At 68.9% G+C, this 18,660-nt stretch carries 19 protein-coding genes; 4 read left to right on the top strand and 15 right to left on the bottom strand.

Going from position 1 to position 18,660, the window contains the following annotated elements; all coding sequences use genetic code 11:
• Nucleotides 1–16: 16 nt before the first annotated feature.
• Complete coding sequence (locus ACFVBH_RS18995) at nucleotides 17–916, top strand: alpha/beta fold hydrolase (RefSeq protein ID WP_379002958.1); 900 nt, start codon at nucleotides 17–19, stop codon at nucleotides 914–916.
• Nucleotides 917–1,015: 99 nt separating this feature from the next.
• Here the strand turns inward: ACFVBH_RS18995 and ACFVBH_RS19000 are convergent, their stop codons facing one another.
• The 5 genes from ACFVBH_RS19000 to ACFVBH_RS19020 form a co-directional block, all read right to left on the bottom strand.
• A complete protein-coding gene (locus tag ACFVBH_RS19000) occupies nucleotides 1,016–1,672 on the bottom strand; it encodes an enoyl-CoA hydratase-related protein (protein ID WP_379002960.1) in 657 nt (218 codons plus the stop codon).
• 33 nt (nucleotides 1,673–1,705) lie between these two features.
• Nucleotides 1,706–2,323 (bottom strand): helix-turn-helix domain-containing protein, encoded by a 618-nt coding sequence (locus ACFVBH_RS19005; protein WP_354990050.1) that lies wholly within the window; start codon nucleotides 2,321–2,323, stop codon nucleotides 1,706–1,708.
• Nucleotides 2,324–2,414: 91 nt separating this feature from the next.
• The gene (gene fadD11 / locus ACFVBH_RS19010; RefSeq protein WP_379002963.1) at nucleotides 2,415–4,223 is read right to left on the bottom strand and encodes a fatty acid--CoA ligase FadD11; all 1,809 of its coding nucleotides are present in this window, start codon (nucleotides 4,221–4,223) and stop codon (nucleotides 2,415–2,417) included.
• 539 nt (nucleotides 4,224–4,762) lie between these two features.
• Nucleotides 4,763–5,944, bottom strand: a complete 1,182-nt coding sequence (locus ACFVBH_RS19015) for an SPFH domain-containing protein (protein WP_379002965.1) — start codon at nucleotides 5,942–5,944, stop codon at nucleotides 4,763–4,765.
• Between the two features lie 517 nt (nucleotides 5,945–6,461).
• The gene (locus ACFVBH_RS19020) at nucleotides 6,462–7,484 is read right to left on the bottom strand and encodes an AraC family transcriptional regulator ligand-binding domain-containing protein (protein WP_379002968.1); all 1,023 of its coding nucleotides are present in this window, start codon (nucleotides 7,482–7,484) and stop codon (nucleotides 6,462–6,464) included.
• A gap of 759 nt (nucleotides 7,485–8,243) precedes the next feature.
• Between ACFVBH_RS19020 and ACFVBH_RS19025 the strand changes: the two genes are divergently transcribed.
• Nucleotides 8,244–9,140 (top strand): SDR family NAD(P)-dependent oxidoreductase, encoded by an 897-nt coding sequence (locus ACFVBH_RS19025; RefSeq protein ID WP_379004534.1) that lies wholly within the window; start codon nucleotides 8,244–8,246, stop codon nucleotides 9,138–9,140.
• Between the two features lie 407 nt (nucleotides 9,141–9,547).
• On the opposite strand, the gene ACFVBH_RS19030 is transcribed toward ACFVBH_RS19025, so the two are convergent.
• From ACFVBH_RS19030 to ACFVBH_RS19060, 7 genes are all read right to left on the bottom strand, one after another.
• A complete protein-coding gene (locus ACFVBH_RS19030) occupies nucleotides 9,548–10,390 on the bottom strand; it encodes a hypothetical protein (protein ID WP_379002970.1) in 843 nt (280 codons plus the stop codon).
• Nucleotides 10,391–10,475: 85 nt separating this feature from the next.
• The gene (locus ACFVBH_RS19035) at nucleotides 10,476–10,844 is read right to left on the bottom strand and encodes a hypothetical protein (protein ID WP_354991509.1); all 369 of its coding nucleotides are present in this window, start codon (nucleotides 10,842–10,844) and stop codon (nucleotides 10,476–10,478) included.
• 4 nt (nucleotides 10,845–10,848) lie between these two features.
• Nucleotides 10,849–11,487, bottom strand: coding sequence for a hypothetical protein (locus tag ACFVBH_RS19040; protein ID WP_379002972.1), 639 nt, complete (start codon nucleotides 11,485–11,487; stop codon nucleotides 10,849–10,851).
• A gap of 69 nt (nucleotides 11,488–11,556) precedes the next feature.
• Entirely contained in the window at nucleotides 11,557–12,438 is an 882-nt protein-coding gene (locus tag ACFVBH_RS19045; protein ID WP_354991511.1) for an endonuclease/exonuclease/phosphatase family protein, read from the bottom strand.
• A 27-nt stretch (nucleotides 12,439–12,465) separates the two neighbouring features.
• The gene (locus ACFVBH_RS19050) at nucleotides 12,466–12,987 is read right to left on the bottom strand and encodes a hypothetical protein (RefSeq protein WP_379002975.1); all 522 of its coding nucleotides are present in this window, start codon (nucleotides 12,985–12,987) and stop codon (nucleotides 12,466–12,468) included.
• Nucleotides 12,984–13,844, bottom strand: coding sequence for a hypothetical protein (locus tag ACFVBH_RS19055; protein WP_379002978.1), 861 nt, complete (start codon nucleotides 13,842–13,844; stop codon nucleotides 12,984–12,986). The genes ACFVBH_RS19050 and ACFVBH_RS19055 overlap by 4 nt, the downstream gene beginning before the upstream one ends.
• 75 nt (nucleotides 13,845–13,919) lie before the next feature.
• Nucleotides 13,920–14,732 carry a hypothetical protein gene (locus tag ACFVBH_RS19060; RefSeq protein WP_379002980.1) on the bottom strand — a complete coding sequence of 271 codons (813 nt, stop codon included), beginning with the start codon at nucleotides 14,730–14,732 and terminating at the stop codon, nucleotides 13,920–13,922.
• Nucleotides 14,733–14,852: 120 nt separating this feature from the next.
• Between ACFVBH_RS19060 and ACFVBH_RS19065 the strand changes: the two genes are divergently transcribed.
• Both ACFVBH_RS19065 and ACFVBH_RS19070 read left to right on the top strand, forming a co-directional pair.
• Nucleotides 14,853–15,563 (top strand): metal-dependent hydrolase, encoded by a 711-nt coding sequence (locus ACFVBH_RS19065; RefSeq protein WP_354991515.1) that lies wholly within the window; start codon nucleotides 14,853–14,855, stop codon nucleotides 15,561–15,563.
• Between the two features lie 114 nt (nucleotides 15,564–15,677).
• The gene (locus ACFVBH_RS19070; protein WP_379002982.1) at nucleotides 15,678–16,172 is read left to right on the top strand and encodes a phosphoribosyltransferase; all 495 of its coding nucleotides are present in this window, start codon (nucleotides 15,678–15,680) and stop codon (nucleotides 16,170–16,172) included.
• Between the two features lie 88 nt (nucleotides 16,173–16,260).
• On the opposite strand, the gene ACFVBH_RS19075 is transcribed toward ACFVBH_RS19070, so the two are convergent.
• The 3 genes from ACFVBH_RS19075 to ACFVBH_RS19085 all read right to left on the bottom strand — a co-directional run bounded on the left by ACFVBH_RS19075 (nucleotide 16,261) and on the right by ACFVBH_RS19085 (nucleotide 18,561).
• The gene (locus ACFVBH_RS19075; protein ID WP_379002984.1) at nucleotides 16,261–16,752 is read right to left on the bottom strand and encodes a peptidylprolyl isomerase; all 492 of its coding nucleotides are present in this window, start codon (nucleotides 16,750–16,752) and stop codon (nucleotides 16,261–16,263) included.
• Nucleotides 16,753–17,025: 273 nt separating this feature from the next.
• Nucleotides 17,026–17,412 carry a VOC family protein gene (locus ACFVBH_RS19080; protein ID WP_379002986.1) on the bottom strand — a complete coding sequence of 129 codons (387 nt, stop codon included), beginning with the start codon at nucleotides 17,410–17,412 and terminating at the stop codon, nucleotides 17,026–17,028.
• Between the two features lie 357 nt (nucleotides 17,413–17,769).
• Nucleotides 17,770–18,561, bottom strand: a complete 792-nt coding sequence (locus ACFVBH_RS19085; protein ID WP_354991767.1) for a helix-turn-helix transcriptional regulator — start codon at nucleotides 18,559–18,561, stop codon at nucleotides 17,770–17,772.
• Nucleotides 18,562–18,660 lie beyond the last annotated feature (99 nt).

The following is an 18,660-nucleotide window of genomic DNA, read 5'->3' on the forward strand; positions in this document are numbered from 1 at the left end:
GAAGGAATTGATGTCGATGAGTTCGATGCTTCCGGGTGAGTCCACCCTCAAACTGCAGCGCGACGGGCTGACCCTGACCGCCCGGCACGCCGGTCCCACCGACGCCCCCCTGGTGGTGCTGCTGCACGGTTTCCCGGACACCCCGCACACCTGGGACGCGGTGATCCCGCCGCTGGTGGGCGCGGGCTATCAGGTGCTGGCCCCGTGGCTGCGCGGCTACACCCCCGCCTCGGCCGCGCGCACCGCCCGCTACGACCTGCTCGCGGTCGCCGACGACATCGCCGCCTGGTGCCACGCCCTGGGTGATCCGCCCGCGCACCTGGTCGGGCACGACTGGGGTGCGTTCGCGACGCTGGTGCTGGCCAAGCGCGCGCCGCGGCGGTGGCTGTCGGTGACGCTGCTGGCGATTCCGCCGTTCGGTGGCGGGTTCGCCCCCGCGATCGCCCGCTATCTGCCCGCCCAGATGCTCCTGTCGTCCTATATCCCGATCATGGCTTCCGGGGCCTCGCCGCGGCTGCTGACCCGCTCGGGTGCGGGGTTCGTGCGCCGGTTGTGGTCGCGCTGGTCTCCGGGCTGGGAGTTCACCGACGCCGAGTTCGCCCCCGCCGCCGCGGTGTTCACCGACCGCGCGATGGCCTACGCCACGACCCGCTACTACCGGTCACTGTTCCAGGTGCACCGCGCCCCCACCCGGGCGTTCCACCGGCTGCTGCTGGCCGCCCCGGCGCCGCTGCCGACCCTGGTGCTGGCGGGCCTGCGCGATGGCTGCCTGTCCCCGGGCCTGGTGCGGGTGCTGAGCGAGCACGCGGGCGCGGACCTGGTCCAGCTCCCCGAGTGCGGGCATTTCCTGCAGGCCGAGAAACCCGGCGAGGTCGCCGCGCATCTGCTGGCGCATCTGGACAAGCACGCGCCCTGAGATCACCCGCGCGCCCGGTCCCGGGGCCGGACGCGCTCAGGCACATTCCGAGGGTGCGCGCGGATGCCGTTGCCGTGGAATGGTTGTCGCCCGCGACCGTCAGGGCAGGGCCAGGGCGGTGAGGGCGTCGGCGAACATCACGCTCTTGATCGCGCCCAGGGTGCCCTGGTCCTTGACGCCCAAGGGGGTGAGCAGGTTCACGGCGGTGGGGGTGAGCGCGTCCAGGTCGGTGGCGGCGTCGATGATGTCCAGGCTCAGGGCCTCGGGCGCGGGGAAGCGGTGCGCGGTGGTCATCGAGGCGATGGCCGCGCGCGGGGTGAGTTTGGCCTGGATGAGCGCGGCCATGCCGGCGGTGAAGGGGATGCGGATGTCGGCTTCGGGGAAGCAGAAGAAGCCGCGGTCCGCGCGCATGAGGCGGTAGTCGTGGGCCATGGCGAGCATGGCCCCGGCGCCGAAGGCGTGCCCGGGCAGGGCGGCGGCGGTGGGCAGCGGGAACGCCAGCACGCGCGCGAACAGCGCGTGCACCCGGCCCACATACCATTGCGCGCGATCGCCATTGGCCCCGAGCCAGTCCAGGTCCAGGCCGTTGGAGTAGAACTTGCCGCTCGCGGTGGTGATCAGCGCGTGCGCGCCCTCGGCCACCACGGTGTCCAGGATGGTGTCGATCTCGGTGAGCCAGTCGGGGCTGAAGCGGTTCTCCCCGTCGCCCAGGTCCAGGACGGCGATCTTGTCGTGGTAGGTCAGGGTGATGCTCATGGGGTGTCCTTCATTCTCTGATTCGGTTGCCGGTCAACGAGTTCGGTGATCGGGGTCGGCGGGGCCCACGGCCAGCACGGCGCGCACGGCCGCGGCGAGCTGGGCGCGCGCGTGCGGGTCGGCCAGGCGGTCGCGCTCGAGCAGGATCGCGGTGGGCAGATCGACCAGGCAGATGGTCAGGGTGTCCACCGCGCGGGCGTCGCGCCGGTCCCACAGCGCGGTGGACAGTTCCTTGAACAGTTCGATCAGTGCGCGCTCGAGCGCGTGCATGCGCGCGGTGAGGGGTTCGGGCACGGTGTCGGTCCCGAGCAGTTCGGCGCGCCGGGTGCCGAGCAGCAGCCGGCACGAGTCGGGGAAGCGTTCGGCGAACACCGCGGGGGCGCCCGCGGCCGCGATCACCGCCCGCACCGGGTCCCCGGGGTGCGCGTCCACGAGTTCGCGTTGCACCTGCCCGAAGCGTTCGCCCGCGCGGATCCAGGTGCGCGCGCACAGCTCCGCGCGTGAGCCGAAGCTGTGGTAGAGCGCGCCGTTGGACATGCCGGTGGCCGCGGCGACCGCGCGGATGGTGACCGCGGCGGGCCCGGCGGTGGCGGCGAGGGTTTCGGCGGCGTCCAGGACGGCGTCGGGGTCGTAGGTGCGCGGGCGGGCCATCACACGACAGTAACAGAGCAACTGCTCTGTAATGGGTGTGAGGTAGCACGCACCGAGACCGGTAGCGCTGTCCGAACCGGTGACCCGCGACCTAGGGGTGCGCGCCCGCCGCGGGTTCGTGCACGCCCTCGGCGAGCTCGGGGGAGTACATGCGCTCGATCTCACCCGCGTACTTGCGCGCGATGGGCGTGCGCCGCAGCTTCATCGTCAGGGTGATCTCGTCACCACCGGGTTCCCAGAACGTGGGCAGGATCGTGAAGCGTTTGATCTGCTCGACCCGCGACAGGTGCGCATTGCCCGCGGCGATCCCGGCCGCGATATCGGCGATCACGCCCTTGTCCGCAGCCAGCGCCGCCGCCGAGGCATCGGGCAGATCATGGTGCGCGGCATAGGGTTGCGCGGATTCGGCATCGAGGACGATCAGCGCGGTGTTGTACGAGCGCGCGTCCCCGATGGTGGCCAGCGCCCCGATCAACGGCGTGCTGGCCTTGAGCGTGTTCTCGATATTGGCCGGGGACATGTTCTTGCCCGCGGCGTTGATGATCAACTCCTTCTTGCGGTCCACCACCCGCAGATAGCCGTGCTCGTCCTCGGTGATGATGTCCCCGGTGTGCAGCCACCCGTCCGCGTCCAGCGCCTCGGCGGTCTTGTCCGGTTCCTTGCGGTAGGCGCGCATCAGCAGGGGCCCGCGCACCAGGAATTCCCCGTCCGGCGCGATGCGCGATTCGAGCCCGGGTAGCAACGTGCCCACGGTGCCCAGGCGCGCGAGCTGCGGCGGGCTGACACTGGCCACGCACGTCAGCTCGGACATGCCCCACACCTCCGAGATCGGGATGCCGAGCCCGAAGAAGAACCCCAGGGTCTGCGCCGGAATCGGCGCGGCCCCCGACAGCGCCCATTTGAGCTGATCCAGACCGAGCTTGGCGCGCAGCCCGGACAGCACCAGCGCATCGGCCTTCGCCCACTCCGCGGCCTGCGCGTCATCCAGCGGCGCCCCGGCCAGCTGCGCGGCGGCTTTGCGCCCGGCCACCTCGAGCGCCCAGTCCAGGGCGGCCTTGCGCGCGGGATCGGTTTCGGCGGCGACCGCGAATTCCACTCCCGCCTTGAGCTTTTCCCACACCCGCGGCACCGCGCCCCAGATGGTGGGCCGCACATCGACCAGCGCGGCCGGCAACTGCGTGCGATCGGGCACCACGGTGATCTGGGTGCCGAAGAACTCCTGCAGATACAGCGCGGTCACCCGATCGGCCATGTGCGCGGTCGGCAGATAGGAGGTGATGCGGTCCCCGAACTCGATCGGCATGACCGAGGCGTAGGCGCGACATTCGAACGCCAGGCTCGCATGGGTGATCTCCACCCCCTTGGGATTGCCGGTGGTGCCCGAGGTGTAGCACAGGGTCACGATGTCCGACGGGTCCACCGCACCCCAGGTCGCCTCGAAATCGAAGTCCGAGCGCGCCAGCGAGGTCAGCTGCGCCACCGACAGCGTGCCCGGCACCGCCCGGTCCACGCACACGATCGTCTCGATCGGCACCCCCGCCGCGCGAATGCGGTCCACGAAATCAGCCTCGCAGAACACGATCCGGTTCCCGGCATTGGCGAACACGTACCCCAGCTGCTCGGGGGACAGGGTGTTGTACACCGAGAACGAGGTCGCCCCCGCGTGCTGCGCGCCGACCTCGAGGGGATAGAACTCGACCCGGTTGGACATCATCAGCGCCACGGTGTCCCCGCGCCCGATACCCAGCGCGGCCAGCCCACCGGCCACCGCCCGCACCTGCTGCGCGTACTCGCCCCAGGTCAGGGACTGCGCGCCGCCGATCGAGCGCACCGCCACCGCGCCCGGATCGATCGCCGCGACCGCCTGGAAGGCCGCACAGGACGTATTCGGTTCGCTCATAACAGTTTCCGATCCACTCACCGCCGACTTTCTCAGACGGTAAGTCCTGCACGCGTGCCCCGTGCCCGCTTTCGGTACATCACCCGCCCGCGCGTCACCGCGCGAGCCGGTGCACGCACCCCGTATCACCTCGTGGGCCGCATCGAGCACCACGCGAGGCCGGGAACGCACCGAGACCGCGGGCCACGCTCGGCGATCCGCACGCCCCCCGGGGCGGCGGCGGGCGTGCGGGAGATGGCGTGCGGGTCGGGCCGCCCCACCTCCCGCACGCCCGTGCGCGACCCCGCGCCGGCGCATCGGAACCGGTGCGCGGGTACCGGTTCCCGCCTGCGCCCCGCGGTGTCACCCCGGGCCGGGCAACGAACACCCGCCCTCGGGGAACCTAAGTGCGGCAAGGCATTTCGGGCAATACCCCGGAACCGGGGGCTGGCACCGCGACCACCGCATCGGGTTTGCTCGACACGTCGCACCCGCGCGGAGGGTGACGACCACGTCGTGCCGGCCACCAGGGCGGGTGGCCGGCACGACGCACACTCACCTCAGGAGTCGCCCGGCCCGCGCACGGTGTCCACGATCGCGCTCACCTGCGCCAGCAACCCGCTCAAACCCAGGGTGTCCCCGCCGATCTGCACCGACCTGAGCTCGTGCGGGGCGGGCAGATTGTCCACGATCGCCGGCAGCGCACCCACCAGCTCGGCCTGAATACTGCTGGCATTGCGCAGATTCGCGTTCTCGACCGTGATCCGCTCCCGCTCGAGCCCCAGCAGCGCCTGCTCGTGCGCGGCCCGCACCCGCGCCGCCTCCAGCGCGAGCTCGGCCTCGAGCTCCTGGCGGCGCAACTCCGATTGCAGACGCGTGTTCTCCGCCCGCTCCGCGTGCAGGTCGCGCTCGAGCCGCAACGCGTGCAGCGCCGCCTCCTGCGCCAGATCCGCCACCGCCCGCTCATCGGCGTGCGTGCGCTCGGTGCGGCGCAACCGCTCGGCGGTCTCACGATCGAACCGGGCGGCCTCGTGCCGGTCACGCAGGGCCGCCAGCTCACGCTCGTTCTCGATCCGGCGTTCCTCGGCGGTGCGCGCGGCGGTCAGCTCCCGCATCGACACCGCCTCCTGCGCCTCGAGCTCGGCCAGGCGCGCGACCCGGTTCTGATCACTGCGATACGGCTTTTGCAGGTTCTCCCACAACGTGGTCGAACTGACCACCGCCTCCTTGATCTGCACGGTCACGATCCGCAACCCCAGCCCGCGATCGTCGCGGGCCGCGGGCTCACCGGACCCCTCGGCCACCGTGCGCAGGCGCGCGGTCAATTCCTCGATGATGGGCTGCTTGTCGCTGAGCACATCGCGCACCGCCATCGTGGACACCTTGTCCTTGATCGCGGCCTCGGCCTGCTCCCGCAATTGCACGTTCACCAGCCGCATCGGATCCTCCGCGTCGGAGAAGTCGAGCTTGCGGTACGCGGTGGCGAAATCGTCGATGATCCACTGCACGTACCCCTGCACGAGCACGCCCTGCAATTCCTTGCAGATGCAGTAGGCGTTGATCAGGATCGTCTGAATCGCGCCCGGCACCACCAGATACGAATCCGCGCCCGGATCGAACCGGAACGAGACCCCCCAGCCCGATGTGCAACGGCTCCTTGCGCCCGCGCCGGGTATGGACCACGAACGCGTTCGGCGGCACCAGCACCGTCTGCCACCGCCAGAACCCGGTGATCCGCACATCCACCGGCCCCTGCACCGGCGTCTCGCGCGCCGGACCCGCCCGCCCGGCCCGTTTGGCCAGCACACCCCGCCCGCCCGAACCACCCGCGGCCCCCGCGACCGGAGCGGACCGCAGATTCTCCTCCAACACCGCCTGCTGCGCGACGACCTGATCGAGATAGGAATTGTTCTTGGCTGTCATGAGCGGCAGGCTAGCCCACCAAAACTCCGCTCGCCCAGCGAATTTCACGCCCTGCCACCCCGGCGCCCGCACCTGACGGATCCGCGGTTTCCGCATCGGGCGCGCACCCCGGCGCCCGGTTCGGCAAGGACCTCGACGGCACGGTGGTCGTGGTCATCCCGGGGGTCGCGGGCGTCCGTTCGGGGATACTCGAGACCGCGGCGCGGTTTCTTCTCGCAGTAGGCCGCGGACAGCGAACGGCGCGGCAGCCGATGATCCACCGACCCCAGGCCTATACGTCACTGTGACGCTTTGACCTGGGGTTTCCCTTCTCTTCGAGTCCGGGGGAGCGGTCCCTCACCGAGGTGCGGCCCGTGCATCGCGCGCGTACTGATGCGGGGTCTGACCCTTCCACGACCGGAACGCCGCCGCGAACGCCGACCCGCTCGAGTACCCCAGCCGGGTCGAGGTCTGCTCGGCGGTCAACCCGGCCGCGAGCAGTTGCTCGGCCAGCAACGCCGAGGTCTCGTCACTGAGCTCACGGAAGGTGGTGCCCTCCTGTGCCAGGCGGCGGCGCAGCGTGCGCACACTCAGGTTCAGCGCATCGGCGACCTCGGGCTGCGAGGCCACCCCGGAGCGGTGAATCAGCAGCGCCCGCACCTGACCGCTGACCCCGCCCCGGGACCGCCGCAATTGCAGCAGCTCCATGCATTTCTTCTCGTAGTAGGCCGCGGACAGCGAATTGGCCTGGGGGAGCGGCAGATCCAGGGCCCCGCGCGCGAACTTCAGAATCGTGCACGGGGCGGAGAAACTCACCTCGGCGACCCCGTTGAGCAGGTTGAACATCTCGTACATGGGATGGGCCTCGATGGCGATCTCCACCCGCACCGGGATCGGGGTCAGGAAGAAATCGCGCTGCATGGTCGCGAATGTGGCCAGATCCCATTCCAGGGCGAAGCGGCGGATCCGCCGCGGCACCGCGGTGTCATCGCGCACCAGCCAGATCTCCGAGCCCTCGTTGTGCGCCCGGAACCGCGCCACACTGAACGAGAGATCGTTGTACTGCACGAACACCTCGACCGCGCTGCGCACGGTCGGACTGTTGATGATCGCGAATCCCCACACCCCGTGATTGGCCAGGTGCGAGCGGATGCCGGCGAACAACCCGAACCCGGGTTCGTCACCGAGTGCGGTGACCACGTTCTCGAGCAGCCCGATCTCCTGGGCGCGGGTGATCTCGGCGGTCGGGTCGTCGAGCATCTCGCGGGCGATTCCGGTGCCGTGCAACAGCTGTGCGGGGTGCACGCCGCGTTCGACGGCGAACTCCGCGATGAGCAGCGCGCTGGTGATGGAACGCCGTTGCCCCAGTCCGTCCGTCATAGAGGCATTTTCGCAAACGTCCAGCATCCACAGCACCGGAAACCGGAGATACGGCACCCGGGGTCACCCATTAATTCGTCACAGTGACGTTTCTACCTGACCCACCGGGACCCGGGGGAGCCGCCGATAATCCACCGCGACACCATGATTGGACCTCGAGGGGGGCGATTTCGGCCCGATTCGGACGAAACCGGAAAATTTCCTACGAGCCAGCGGGGTCGCGCAAACAATTTTCCGGTGCCGGGAAAACACCCCGGGGACAGGTGAACACGCACACCCGCGCACGCGCACGAACGCCGGCGACGGGGCGTCCCGGAGCCCTCGGAGCGGGGTTGACGCGCGAATACGGCTGTCACACAACAAGATCAACATGCCTGTGCCGCCGCCGTAAAAGTACCGATAATCAACATTATGTCAAGTTAAGCCGGTGGCGGCACCCCCACAGTTATCAACCCCGTATACCCCGGCCCCGGGTTCCCTTGCGCCACTGCGGTGTTCGCCTGTCGTTGCATCGACTGCCACTTTGCATCTCCGCACGATCGGCCTTCAAAGTAGCCAGAAAACCCCACCCCCAAACCTGCGATCCCGAAGGTTGGCCGATCATGCACATCGCTGGCCCGGCACCCGATGTCACGGTCGAATAACATCGTCCCGCAGAGGAATTCGAGTCGGGAAGCGGTGTATGGGATGTTCGGTATCGGTAAGACGCTCGCAAAAGTTCAGCACGAGGTAACCCGGCAGGTGGTCAACGCCCTGACCATGCCGCACCGCATCCCCCTGCCGTTCGGCCCGACCCTGGCCGATCGCGTGGCCGGCAAGACCGTTCTCATCACCGGGGCCTCGAGCGGCATCGGCCGGGCACTGTCGCTGCGGGTGGCCGCCGCGGGCGCGACGGTGATCGTGACCGCGCGCCGGATCAGCGAACTGGATCAACTGGTCGCCGAGATCCAGGCACAGGGCGGCAAGGCCCACGCACTCCCCTGCGATCTCTCGACCGCCGAGGGCATCGACAAGCTCGCCGACCAGGTACTGATCGAATTCGGGGCGCCGGACATCCTGGTCAACAACGCGGGCCGCTCGATCTGGCGTTCGGTCGCCGAATCCGAGCATCGCCTGCACGATTTCGAGCGCACCATGCGCATCAACTACTTCGGGCCCGTCGGGCTCGTGCTGCGGCTGCTGCCCGAGATGCGCCGGCGCGGGTCCGGCCACATCGTGTCCAGCTCCTCGCTCGGGGTGATCACCGATATCCCCCGCTTCTCGGCCTACGTCGGCTCCAAGGCCGCCCTCGAGGCGGTCATGCGCATCGCCGCCAACGAATGCCACGGCGACGGTGTCCTTTTCACCGACGTCCGCATTCCCCTGGTCGCCACCGACATGAGCGCGGCCCTGGGCTGGAACGGCTACAAGGCCCTGTCGACCGCGGCCGCGGCGAACATGCTCACCGACGCGATCATCGACCGCCCCGCCCACCTGGAGAACCTGCACGGGGCCCTGAGCATCTGGTTCAACCGCGTCATGCCCGACCTTGCCCGCTACGGGCTGAACCAGCTGCACCGCATGCTGCCCGAGGAAACCACCCGCCCGTCCCCCACCCCGAAGCCCACGGCCGAATCCCCCACCCCGACACTGGTACCCGCGCCCGCCCACGACTGACGACGCCACGCATCACCGGCCGCTCCGGCCCCTCGGGGCCGGAGCGGTTCGGCCGGGTGCGACCGGCGCAGCTGTCCCGAAGCCCACCGGTCACCCGCCGGTGCACGGCTGTCGAGCGATGGCGGGTTCGTTCGACGCACGGCCGGCGCGGATTCGGTAGGCGGGGATGAACCCGGCAGCGGCGAGAGCCTCGACGGCCGGGCGCGGCTCACTGCGACCGGAGTCCTTGGAGTGCGTGCGCCGAGTTCAGTGTGATGTCCACACCCGCGCCGGCGGTGAGCTCGGCGATCTGCCGCTCGAGCTCCGTTGTCTGCGAATCGAATACGCGGCAGACCGCACCCACAGCGGGGGTGACATGGTCTCCTGGCCGTGCCTGCGTGCGAGCTACGGGGCGGCGGGCCGGGGGTTCAGCGGGCGCTGAGCTCGATCAGCTTGCGGCGGTGGCGCTGTTGCAGCTCGAGGAGTTCGTCGTCGGTGTGGGCGGACCAATCGTGCTGGGCGGCGAACTTGGGGCGCAGGGCGCGGATGCGGTCCGCGCACCACATGAGTTCGGTTTCCAGGGCGTAGGGGTCCGCGCAGCCGGGCCAGGTGGGGGCGACCTCGATGGCGTGGATCGCGTCGCGATTACCGGACACCGCGACCACCGCGCGCCCGTACTGGGTGGCGGCCCCGTTCATCAGGTACTGCCCGTCCGAGAGCAGCTCGTCCTGCAGGCGGCAGTACTTGTTCCAGGTGGTGGTCTCGAGCAGCATGATCGTCTGATCGCGCAGGGTGAGCCGGTGATCGGGTGAATGGCGGGCCGGGCGGCGGCGATGGCGGCGGCGGCCGAGCTCGTCCGAGGCGTGCGCGGTGTGGGTGGTCAGGGCGGTGCGATAGGCCTCGTAGAGCGCAGACCCGACATCTTTGGGTGGCACGCGATGTGGCCAGTCGACACTGAATTCGAGGCTGTGCGGGAGCAGGCCGCGGTCCAGGGTCATGACCACGTACGGTCCGGTGGCCGCGGAGGTCGTCGCCGCCGGGGCGGGCGCCGGTGCGGGTGCGAGCGCCGGTGGCGGGGTGTGGGGCACGGGCGCGGTGGTGGTGACCGCGGTGAGTTCGGCGGGCGTGACCGGGGATCCGGTGACCTGGTGAACCGAGTTCGCGGACACGCTCATCGTCGCGGACACGGTGATCGACACCGACACCGACACGGTGTCACGCCGCTGCCCCCGCTCGTCGTCCTCGCCGTTGTCGATAAGGCTGAACGCCATGCCGGACCATCCCATCCGCGAACCCCACTGCTGGGCGCACAGTATCAAACCGCGGCGGGTCATGTTCGGGGACAAACGGATTCGCTCAGTATTCGATGGCCCCCGGGGGCGTGTCGGCGCGCGGGCGCGATCGGCGCAGGGCAGGCAGCCCGATCGCGACCACCAGGGCCGCGACGATCAGCGCGTGGGCGCCGATCATGACCAGCATGGGCCGGGCGAACCCTTCATCGGTGTACGCGCCGCGCTCGCCCACGCAGTACAGCGTGTAGTTGGTGGAGGTGCCCTCGGAGTCGTGCCAGGTGTCCGAGACGACCATGGGTTCGGTGTAGGGGGCCGAGCAGAACAGGGGCGCGGTCAGTTTCGCTTCCCCGGGCCAGATGGCCAGCGGGATGACGATGCTGATCATGGCGACGATGGCGGCGGTACCGGCCGCGGCGAGCAGGAGCCTGCGCACGGCGCTACACCGGCCTGATCCGGGTGAACTGCCCGGTCTCGTCGAATTCGGCGATGATCTCGGCCCGGGACGAGACGACATTGGCGACGATGCGGATATCGCCGTCGAAGCGGGCGACCACGATCACCGGCACGTGCGCGCCGTCGAGTTCGCTGCGCGCCAGCGCGGTGTCGACGATCTCCTCCACCCGCGACAGCCCGGTCACCGCGTTCAGGGTGAAGCTGTCCGCGTCCAGATCCTCGCGCGCGGACACCCGCACCGGATCACCCGGGCCGAGCGTGCCGTACAGGTACGCGTAGTCGTCGAGCCGGCGATCGGTGCGCACCCGCAGCCACACCGCCGCCTCGCGCGAGGTGAGATCGTGCTCGGCCAGGAACGCGGTCACCTGCGGCGGCTGATCGGCCAGCACCACCCGGAAGTTCGCCGAATCGGGCGCGGTCAGCACGAGCACGGTGGCCTGCACCTCGGGGACGCCCAGACGCTGGGACAGGGCGCTGATCGCCCCCAGCGGCAGCGCACTCACCAATCCCCCGCCGCGTGCTCGCATCCGCTCCTCGAAATCGGCGCGATCGACCGCGCCCACGCAGCCCGCGGCGGCGAGCACGCTCGCACACACCAGAATCCGCACCCATCGCCCGCCCACGCCTCGCATGCTAGAGGTTCGCACCCACGCGAACGCGACCCGCGCGTGAATACCGGGTGCGCGCCGCGCTCACGGCCGCTGCGGCCACCGCACGTCCACCACGAGCCCGTAGTGGTCGCTGGCGATGATCCCGGTCAACGGCTCGTGAAAAGCCAGGTCCGCGCTCAGGATCCGGCCCGCACCCTCCGGACGCAGGAACGGGTCACCCACGAACACGTAGTCGATGCGCTGGGGCGGCACGTTCAGGAACCGCGCCTGCGGATTGCTCAGCGGGTCATAGGTGTAGCCGACCTCCTGCGGGCGCAGCAGCGACCACGCGTCCTGGAACGAGGTACTGCGCCCCTCCAGCACGGCATTGGATTGCAGGAACCGGATCTCGTCCGAGAGCGGTTTGGCGTTGAAATCCCCGCACAGGATCGGCGGCAACGCGGTCACCGTGCGATCGTGCCGGGCGGTGATCGCGTCGTCGATGGCCAGCACCTGCTGCACCCGCTGATACGCCTGCGCGGGCGGCGGCGCCAAATGCGTACTGAACACATCGATCCCGCCGGTACGCGCGTACAACAGCTCGGCCTGCATGCGATAGGAGGGATGCGGGTCCCGCGGCGCCGGATCCCCCGGCAACGCCAGCACCTCGGACCGCTCGATCGGCCAGCGACTCAGAATCGCCGACCCGAACCGCAGATTCCGGTCGTGCCAGGCGTCCTCGGGAAACGGATACCCGCCGAAACACCAGTGCCAGCGTCCCGCGCCCGCGTTCTCCACCAGCCAGCGCCCGGTATTGCTCTCCTCGGGCTTGGTGACGTCCTCCCACACCTCCTGCAGGCACACCACGTCCGGATCGAGCCGCTCGAACCACGCCAGCACCTCGTGCCGGCGCTGCTCCCACTTCGGCTCGAGCAACGACCCGATATTGAGCTGCGCGATCCGCAGCACCCCGGCCTCCGACATACGCACTCCTGTTCGCGTTCCACGACCTCACCAGATCAGCGTGCGCTCCCCGGCCCGCACCCGGGCGAAGAACCGCGTACCGATCACCGCACCCTCATGGTTGTACGAATTCATGATCTCCGCCAGCGCCCGCGCCAACCCCGTCAACGCCGCGCTCGGGGCCCCCTCGGCGGTCCAACCCCAGTGCGGGGGAACCGAATCCACCTCCACCACGATGCTGTTCTGCTCCCGCAGATCCGTCACCCGATAGCCGATCTCGGCGGGCGCGTCCCGAATCGGATCCGCCACCGCCACCGCATCGGCGGCCACCGGCTCGGTGAACACCACCCGCGCGAACGCGATATCGGCGCGCACCAACTCCGCGATCTCCGCCAGACCCGCATGCCTGCCCGCCCGCGCATACCGCGACCCGTACGCCCGATCGGCCGCATCGGCCCACACCGCCGCGCCTGCGATCCGATCCAGCATCCGCTGCGCGGCCGCCCGCTCACCCGCACCCGTCGCCGGATGCTCGATCAACGCCCGCAACCGCGCCACCCGTGAACTCACGACACACCCTCCAGAAAACGATCCGTCTCACCCCGGGCCACGATCACCGCCTTGAACAGAAACCGCGCCACCCGATCACACACCAGGCACACCGCCTCCGCCACATCGGGCGCGTCCGCCACATCGAAACCCTGTGCCGCCGCGAACCGGAACTCCGCGTCGAACGGCGTCGCCGTCCCCGCGATCCGCCCCGTCTCACGCACCATCGCCGCCATATCCGACAACTCCGGCACCCGCGGCGTCTCCTCCACGAACAACTGCAACACCCGGACCAACACCAGCACCGACTCCTGCGTCGACGCCGGAACCCCCAGCACATACGACAACCGCGCCGCCGCCACCCGCGGATCCACCCGAATCGCCCCGACATCGGGAAACGACAGAAACGCCGCAGCCACATCCCCGGTCGAACGCAACGCACCCCCACCCGCACCCCGCGGCACGAACCCCGAAACACCCAGCCGCGCATCCACATCACCGCGCGCCACGATCACCGACGCGAACAGATACCGCAACGCCGCACTGCAGATAGCGAAAATCTCCCCCGCCGGATCCGCGGCATCATCGACCACGAACCCCGCCGCCGCCGCCCGCACGAACTCCCGCTCCACCGGCACCGCATTCGACGCCAGCAGACTCGTCTGCTCGTTCAACCCCGCCACATCGCCGAGCCCCGGCACCTGCGCGTGCTCGAGAAACAAATCCAGCACCTGCCGCAACACCACCACCGCATGCGGACTACGCGCCGGAATATCGAGCAGATACGCCAGCCGGAACGGCGCGTTCGCCCGCTCCTCCCACACGCTGCGCACCCCCGGATACCCCAGCACCGTCGCCACCACACGATCGTTGTCCACGCGGAACCCCTTCACACCCGGGCGCGGCAGCCCCCACTGACCGGCGAGCCTGCCACACCCGAACGCCCCCGCGGCTCAGCGCCGCGCGAAAACCGCGCTGTGACAGGCGGTCAGCAACCCCACCAACTCCTGCGCCTCCCGATCATCGAGCACCGCGAACGCCGGCGCGATCAAATCATCGGTAATCGTCTCCGCCTGCACCCACCGCCCCTTCAAATCCGCCGTGATCTCCTCGAACGGCTCACCCCACCCGTACCCGCGCGCCTGATCCGGACCAGAACTCAACGGCGACCCCGCGATCAACACCGCCTGCAACGGCGACAAACCACTCGACCGCACCGCCATCAAATGCAAACCACCCCGCAACTCCCGCAACGCCTGCACAGCATGCGCCACCCGCGCCGGCGCATCCTGCGCCCGCGGCAACGCCCGCCACCCCGCGAACAACGGCACCCCCGCCACCGACGCCCCATCGGCCACCCGCTCCAGCAACTCCGCCAACCGCTCCACCGGCTCGAACCCCGCCAGCTTGCGCCGCCCGAAATCCTGGCACGCCAGCAGATACCCCTGCGCCCCCTTGGCCGCCGGCACCCCCGCCGTCGCCTCCCACGCCGTACGCACCGCCGCCGGCGGGAAGAACCCGAACGCCGCCGCCACCACATCCGCGTCCACATCACCCAGCACCCCACCCCGGCCCCGGGTGTACCCCGGCAGGAACCCCGGCACGCCCGTCGACGCGGCGAACGCCTTCGCCTCCCGGGAGAACATGAACCCCCCGCCGATCTGCTGGATCTGATCCTTCACCGCGGACGCAACCGACATGTCCGTTCCTCTCTGAGCGGAAAGCGCAATCTCCCCCGAGACTATTTCACCGCCCGACACCCCCACCGGCGGGTCCGCTCCCGCCCGCCCTGCCCAGTCCCCGGCACACGAAACCCCTGCTACCACATACCATCAGCATCACCACAAAGTTGAACACCAGCCCAAATGACGGTTAATCTCATTGTGGTGCTAGGACATTCACACGCCACCAGCGGCGCGCTCGCCTGGTCAGCGGCCGCCGCAGCGCTACCGCTCACCGTATTGACCTATCCCGCAAGCCAAATGGGCAACATCCGCCCCGTCGACCTCGTCATGGGCGCCCTGCTCACCGCCGGCGCCGCCCTGCTCCCGGACGCGGACCACCCCAACGGAACCATCTCCCACGTCCTGGGACCGGTCTCCCACGCCGCCTGCAAATTCATCTCGTGGATATCCGGCGGGCACCGCCACGGCACCCACTCCTTCCTGTTCGTCGCCCTCGTCACCGTCGGCACCTGGGCCGGACTGCACTGGATCGGCCGCTACTTCACCCTCGCCCTGGTCTTCTTCCTGCTCGCCCTGGCCGTGCGCGCACTGCACCTGGCACCCTCCGGCGAGGGCCCCAAAGCCTGGGGCACCCATATCGCCCTCGCCGCCAGCGGCACCTTCGTCATGGACTACTGGATCAGCGACAAACCCGCCTGGCTCCCCTTCTCCGTCGGCCTCGGCGCCCTCGCCCACATCCTCGGCGACTGCCTCACCGACCGCGGCTGCCGCCTGCTCTGGCCCCTGGACATCCGCACCCGCATCCCCATCATCGACCGCACCGGCAACAAGATGGAAACCCTCATCCTCGTACCGCTCTTCGGCCTCGCCACCCTCGGCCTGCTCTGGTACACCATCACTCACCAGCCGTAGCCGACACACCGAACCGACCCGAAAACCCGGACACTGCAACCGATCAGCATCCGAGCGCCCACCCGCACTCGTATGATCTCCTGGTCAATCGGTCCGGGACAGGGACGGAGCAACATGAGCGACCGCGAAGAACTCAGCTGGGAACTATTCGGCACCGCCGCAAGGGAATTGGCGCACACCATCGCCAAGGACGGATTCAAGCCCGACCTCATCCTCTCCATCGCCCGCGGCGGCCTCTTCGTAGCCGGATCCCTCGGCTACGCCCTCGACGTCAAGAACCTGCACGTCATGAACGTCGAGTTCTACACCGGCGTCGACCAACGCCTCGACCTGCCGGTCATGCTTCCCCCCGTACCCAGCGCCGTCGACCTCACCGGCGCGACAGTCCTGGTCGCCGACGACGTCGCCGACACCGGCGCCACCCTCAAACTCGTCCGCGACTTCTGCCAGGACCACGTCGCCGAAGTCCGCTGCGCGGTCATCTACCAGAAACCCCGCTCCGAGGTCGACTGCGAATACGTGTGGAAGCACACCGACCGCTGGATCAACTTCCCCTGGTCCGTCGAACCACCCGTCGTCGACCGCCAGGTCCGCGTCCTGGACGCCTGAACCACCACCGGCCGGGCAAAGACAAGCCGGGCAAAGACAAAGCGCGCCGGGTTCATTCGAACCCGGCGCGCTCTCGTGTGGAAGAAACTCAGACGAGCTCGGCGGAGAAGATGGTCACGGCCTCGGCCGGCACATCCTGATGCCCGCCCTTGGAACCGGTGCGCACACCCTCGATCGAGTCCACCGCGGCAATGCCGTCCACGACCTTGCCGAACACGGTGTACCCGAAGCCGTCCTGGCCCGGGTAGTTCAGGAAATCGTTGTTATTGGAGTTGATGAAGAACTGCGCGCTGGCCGAATGCGGATCCATGGTGCGCGCCATGGCGACGGTGTACTTGTCGTTCTTGAGACCGTTGTTCGCCTCGTTCTCCACCTTGTTCGGCGCGGGCTTCTGCTGCATGTCGGCGGTCATGCCGCCGCCCTGGATCATGAAGCCGCGGATGACGCGATGGAACACGGTATCGGTGTAGTGGCCCGCCTTGACGTAGTCGACGAAGTTCGCGACTGTCTTCGGCGCCTTGGCCTCGTCGAGTTCCAGGGTGATATCCCCGGCGGAGGTCTTCAGGAGCACTGTGGTCATGGCCACCATCGTATGGGAGCCCCCGAACACCCGACCGCCCGGCATCGAAACCCCCGTCCCGAACCACGCAAACCCAAGTCCCCCAAGCAAACCCGGCACCGCCATCGGCGCCGCGCCGAGGCGGGCCCCGCTGCTCTGTGCGAGCGGAAGAAAGCGCTGCGGTCGGGCCGTTGCGGCCCAACCCAGTTGACGGATTCTTTCGATAACAAAAACGAATGCCTAGATGCGCATATTTCTATCCCCTGATCGTGCAACCAAACTGAAGAGCCGAGCTCAGGCTTCGTAAAGCTCGAGCGGCAGATCATCGGGATCGAAGAAGAACGCGAACCGCTTCCCCGTGTACTCGTCGACGCGCTCCGCCTCCACCCGCACTCCCCCGGCGGCCAGCTCGGCCAGGGCCTCCCCCACATTCGGCACCACGAACGCCAGGTGCCGCAGGCCGGCCGCCTCCGGCCGCGACGGCCGCCGCGGCGGATCCGGGAACGAGAACAGCTCTATCTGCCCACCGTCCGGCAGCTCCAGATCGAGCTTGTACGAACGCCTTTCCGCCCGATAGTGCTCCGCCAGCACCCGAAGCCCGAGCACCCGCACATAGAAGTCCTTCGACCGCTCGTAGTCGGTCGCGATCACCGCCACATGATGGATTCGACGCAGCTCCACACCCCCGACGCTATCGCACCCCTCCCCTGTTCCACCGACCCCGCGCGGCGGCCCGCTCTTGTATGAGCAGTTCTTTTTTCCTTACGGCCACGGCTCTCACCGTCACAATTTCAACAAACAGGCTACACATGCGTAGATGCGCATATTTCCATGTTGGTATGTACTGAATCGGGGAGCATGGTTGACTCTCTTCTTCGGTCTCATAACCCAGGTAGACGTTCGAAAGCGCTGTCACAGAACACATGTGGATCAACCAACCGCATGCGACCTGCCACGCTCCCCTGCCCCGGCACACGGGGTGCAGCGCAGGCGGGGACGCCGACTCCCCTGCCCCGCGCGTGTCGAAAAGCGAGGACGCTAGTCCGGGGTGACCGCGATGCGCTCGCGGAGCAGGGTCGCGGTGGCCGCGTCTGCCGGGAAGAACGCCTCGATGGCCAATTCGGCGACGGTGACGTTCATGGGTGTGCCGAATACCGTTGTGACACTGATGAAGGCGAGTTCGCGGTCGTCCAGGCGCAGGCGCAGGGGCACGACGGCCTGATCGGGTTCGGGCAGCCCGGGGGCCTGTTCGCCGCCCGGGTAGGAGCGCAGTTCCGCGAGCAGGGCGATCAGGTCGGGTGCGCCGCTCGCGTCGATCTGGCGTTGCAGGCGTTCGAAGAGGTGGCCGCGCCATTCGGGCAGGTTGATGATGCGGGGGGCGAGGCCGTCGGGGTGCAGGCTCAGGCGCAGCGCGTTGACCGGTGCGGCCAGCAGGGCCGGGTCCACGCCGTCGAGGAACAGGGCGATGCCGGCGTTGGCGTCGACCATGTTCCAGGCCGAGTCGACCGCGAGGGCCGGGTGCGGTTCGTGACCGGCCAGAATCTGGCGGACGGCGGTGCGTACGGGGGCCATGGCGGGGGCGTCGAGTTCGGGTTCGGCGTAGACCGGTGCGTAGCCGGCCGCGAGCAGCATGCGATTGCGTTCGCGCAGGGGTATTTCCAGCTCGTCGGACAGGTGCAGGATCATCTGCCGGCTCGGGGTGGAGCGCCCGGTCTCGATGAAGCTGAGGTGCCGGGTGGAGGTCTCGGCACGGCCCGCGAGCTCGAGCTGGCTGAGCCTGCGGGTGACTCGCCAATGCCGGAGCAGATCACCTGCGGATTGTGTACGCATGCCCCGATCGTACGAATTGCCGGAGCGCGCAACCATTACCCGCCGGGTAATGGAGTGGCCGGTGAGTGTGATCGGCAAGGGCTTCCCCGAACGGGCGTC

Source organism: Nocardia sp. NPDC057668, assembly GCF_042799795.1.
In the GTDB taxonomy this organism is placed as follows: Bacteria; Actinomycetota; Actinomycetes; order Mycobacteriales; family Mycobacteriaceae; genus Nocardia.

Bases quoted from the DNA above. Each gene is read 5' to 3' on its own strand.
- ACFVBH_RS18995 (WP_379002958.1), top strand. From the start codon at position 17: ATGAGTTCGATGCTTCCGGGTGAGTCCACCCTCAAACTGCAGCGCGAC.
- ACFVBH_RS19000 (WP_379002960.1), bottom strand. From the start codon at position 1,672: ATGAGCATCACCCTGACCTACCACGACAAGATCGCCGTCCTGGACCTG.
- ACFVBH_RS19005 (WP_354990050.1), bottom strand. From the start codon at position 2,323: ATGGCCCGCCCGCGCACCTACGACCCCGACGCCGTCCTGGACGCCGCC.
- fadD11 (WP_379002963.1), bottom strand. From the start codon at position 4,223: ATGAGCGAACCGAATACGTCCTGTGCGGCCTTCCAGGCGGTCGCGGCG.
- ACFVBH_RS19015 (WP_379002965.1), bottom strand. From the start codon at position 5,944: ATGTGCGGATCACCGGGTTCTGGCGGTGGCAGACGGTGCTGGTGCCGC.
- ACFVBH_RS19020 (WP_379002968.1), bottom strand. From the start codon at position 7,484: ATGACGGACGGACTGGGGCAACGGCGTTCCATCACCAGCGCGCTGCTC.
- ACFVBH_RS19025 (WP_379004534.1), top strand. From the start codon at position 8,244: ATGCCGCACCGCATCCCCCTGCCGTTCGGCCCGACCCTGGCCGATCGC.
- ACFVBH_RS19030 (WP_379002970.1), bottom strand. From the start codon at position 10,390: ATGGCGTTCAGCCTTATCGACAACGGCGAGGACGACGAGCGGGGGCAG.
- ACFVBH_RS19045 (WP_354991511.1), bottom strand. From the start codon at position 12,438: ATGTCGGAGGCCGGGGTGCTGCGGATCGCGCAGCTCAATATCGGGTCG.
- ACFVBH_RS19070 (WP_379002982.1), top strand. From the start codon at position 15,678: ATGAGCGACCGCGAAGAACTCAGCTGGGAACTATTCGGCACCGCCGCA.
- ACFVBH_RS19075 (WP_379002984.1), bottom strand. From the start codon at position 16,752: ATGACCACAGTGCTCCTGAAGACCTCCGCCGGGGATATCACCCTGGAA.
- ACFVBH_RS19085 (WP_354991767.1), bottom strand. From the start codon at position 18,561: ATGCGTACACAATCCGCAGGTGATCTGCTCCGGCATTGGCGAGTCACC.